3 protein-coding genes are annotated in these 3,152 nt (G+C 62.6%); all 3 read left to right on the forward strand.

Annotated features, from left to right (window positions below; all coding sequences use genetic code 11):
- The first annotated feature begins 210 nt into the window (after positions 1-210).
- Positions 211-492, forward strand: a complete 282-nt coding sequence (locus tag AC1D0Z_RS18470) for a type B 50S ribosomal protein L31 (protein ID WP_457278651.1) — start codon at positions 211-213, stop codon at positions 490-492.
- Positions 493-695: 203 nt separating this feature from the next.
- A complete protein-coding gene (locus AC1D0Z_RS18475; protein WP_477659653.1) occupies positions 696-2,444 on the forward strand; it encodes a hypothetical protein in 1,749 nt (582 codons plus the stop codon).
- Positions 2,441-3,152: MATE family efflux transporter (locus tag AC1D0Z_RS18480; protein ID WP_477659654.1), on the forward strand; the 712-nt coding region annotated here is incomplete at its 3' end. The genes AC1D0Z_RS18475 and AC1D0Z_RS18480, both read left to right, overlap by 4 nt.

The following is a 3,152-nucleotide window of genomic DNA, read 5'->3' on the forward strand; positions in this document are numbered from 1 at the left end:
TTGCCCCCACGGTCGCTCACTTCGTGTAGCTYCCTGCCCCCCGAGGGGGCCGCTGCGCCTGCGGCCCGGCAAAGCCGGTTCCGCGGCCCCGGTTGGCGAAATTCACCCTCAGAATCACGCTAAGTGCTTGATTTCATGCCATAATAGAGGGCTTAGCGGAAAGTGCCTTGGACTGGCCTCGGTGGCTCCCGCAACGAATAAGGAAAGATCATGAAAGAAGGCATTCACCCCAACTACCGCGAAGTTTGTTTCCTGGACCTGTCCAACAACTTCAAGTTCGTCACCCGCTCCTGCGTGAACACCAAAGAAATGGTGAAGATGGACGATGGCCGCGAACTGCCCCTGTACAAGCTCGATACGTCCAGCGAATCGCACCCCTTCTACACCGGCACACAAAAATCCGTGGACAACATGGGTGGCCGCGTCGAGAAATTCCGCAACCGTTTCGGCAAGACTGCAGCCAAAGAGGCCGCACCCGAAGCCGCGAAGTAAGCTGCCGGATAAGCTGCGAAAAAACTTTCGCCAGCCTGCAAGAAGCAGCCTGAATTTCAGGCTGCTTTTTTTTCGGCAAAATCTGGTCGGTGCCGCCATGAGCCTGGGCCCCGTTTGACGCAGAATCACCCGTAGCCAAGGTTGGCCTACCCGATGGCAGCCGCAACCATTTCGGTCCCCCGATCTCACGGATCCCATACGTTTTGAACAAACCGTCCCCAGCCATCATTGCCCAGTCCGCAGTGCGCCGCCTGCCGCGACTCGCCCTGTTGCTGTTTTGTGCAGCCTACGCGTTGCCGGGTTTCCTGGGACGGGGCCCCTGGAAAAATGAAGACATTGCGGCGTTTGGCGTGATGCGCGAGCTCGCCTCCATGGCGGGCAACTGGCTGCGTCCGCAACTGTTGGGCCAGGTTACCGAATTTGATGCGCTGGTGCCGTACTGGCTAGGGGCGGTCGCCATCAAGGTTTTCCCCTTTCTGGATCCGGCTTGGGCGGTGCGCATCCCATTTGTAGCGCTGCTGGTGTTGACGATGCTGGCGACGTGGTACGCCGTCTATTACCTTGCCCGCAGCCCGCAAGCGCAACCAGTTGCTTTTGCTTTCGGAGGTGAGGCCAGCCCGGTCGACTACGCCCGGGCCATTGCCGATACCGCCCTGCTGGCGCTGATTGCCAGTTTGGGCCTGGCCCAGCTTTCCCATGAAACCACGCCAGCCCTGGCGCAGCTCGGCTTCACGGCGCTTGCCTTTTACGCCATGGCTGCAAGCCCCTACCGTGCGGCCACCAAAATCCTCGGGCCGGCATTCGGCCTGCTGATTGGACTTGCAGRGCTCGCGCTCAGCGGGGCCCCTACGCTGGCACTGCTGCTCGGCATGGGCGGGGCACTGGTGGAATGGACCCACATGCGCTGGGGCACCGGCCCGTCTGATCCTGCAGCCAGGCAACAGTCCTGGCACTGGGTGCTGCTGATCACCTGCATCACGCTGCTGGTGGCTCTGCTGGCCCATGGGCTGGACCTGTGGCGCTGGAGAATCCACCTGCCGGGCACTGACGGGACGGCCCTGAAGGACTGGCGCAGTCTGGGCCGCCTGCTGCTGTGGTTTACCTGGCCGGCTTGGCCGCTGGCCATGTGGACGCTCTTTCGCTGGCGCAGGCAACTGGCCAGCCGCCACGTTGCGCTGCCGCTGTGGTTTGCCGCGATGGCCGTAGCTGCCACGCTGACGACCACGGCCTCTGACCGCAGCCTGCTGCTCAGCTTGCCGCCGCTGGCGGCACTGGCGGCTTTCGCGCTACCCACCCTCAAACGCAGTGTGGCATCGTTGATCGACTGGTTCACGCTGCTGTTTTTCACCGGCTGCGGCATCATCATCTGGGTGGTCTGGATCGCGATGCAGACCGGCGTTCCGCGCCAGCCCGCGGCCAACGTCGCCAAACTGGCACCGGGTTTTGAACCCAGCTTTTCATGGCTGGCATTTCTGGCCGCCTTGATGGCAACCCTGGCGTGGGCCTGGCTCGTCAAATGGCGCGCCGGGGCCCAGCGCGCGGCCATCTGGAAATCTCTGGTGCTCCCCGCGGGCGGCGCCACCTTGTGCTGGCTGTTGCTGATGACACTCTGGCTTCCGCTGCTTGACTATGCCCGCAGCCTGGCGCCCCTGTCGCGCCAGATATCGAATCTCGTCGACAAAAACGCCTGCGTTGAAATCTATGGCGTTGGCAGTGCGCAGGCCGCTGCGCTGCAATACCACGGCGGCCTTGACCTCCGGCAGGCGGGTTCTCAGGAAAGCTGTCCTTACCTCATCGTGGATGTCGAAGCCCAGCCAACGCTCAGCCGCGTGGTCAATTTGCCTGACTGGGCCTTCCAGGCTACGGTGCGCCGGCCCACGGACAAGACAGAAAACGTCCTGCTGTACAAACGCGTAGGCTCTCACCGCCCGAACCCAAGAACCAGCCCTTGAGCGAACTCAAGATCATCAGCCAGCACGCGGGCACCGTGCTGGTCGGGCAACTCGCCGTCATGGCTTTTGGCGTCGCCGACACCGTGATTGCAGGCCGTTACAGCGATGAAGCCCTGGCCGCGCTGTCGGTAGGGTCGGCGTTGTACATCAGCGTTTACGTCGGCCTGATCGGCATTGTCCAGGCGCTCCTGCCCATCTGGGCCGAGATGCTGGGCGCACGCCGGCACGAGGCGGTCGGCGCGTCCCTGCGCCAAAGCATGTACCTTTGCGGTTTTATCGTGGCCGCAGGCATGGCGGCGATGCTCTTTCCCGGCCCCCTGCTGCGTTGGGCAGAGGTACCCGAGCTCATGCGGGATGAAGTGCAGCGCTACTTGGCGGTGCTTGCATTTGCCTTTGCGCCGTCCCTGCTATTTCGTATTTACAGCACCTTTAACCAGGCATTGGGCAAACCGCTTCTCGTCACCTGGCTTCAGGTGGGTGCACTTGGGGTCAAGATCCCGCTGTCGATATGGCTGGTGGCCGGTGGCGCCGGCGTAGAACCCATGGGAGCTGTCGGTTGCGCGTGGGCCACACTGATCGTGAACTATCTGCTGCTGGTGCTCGCCATTGTGATGTTGCGCACGCAGACGCTTTACCGGCCTTACCGCATCTGGCACCGCATGGAACGGCCGGACTGGTCACAAATAGGCCACTTCGCCAGGCTCGGCA

The organism is Polaromonas sp. P1_E3, from assembly GCF_056405935.1.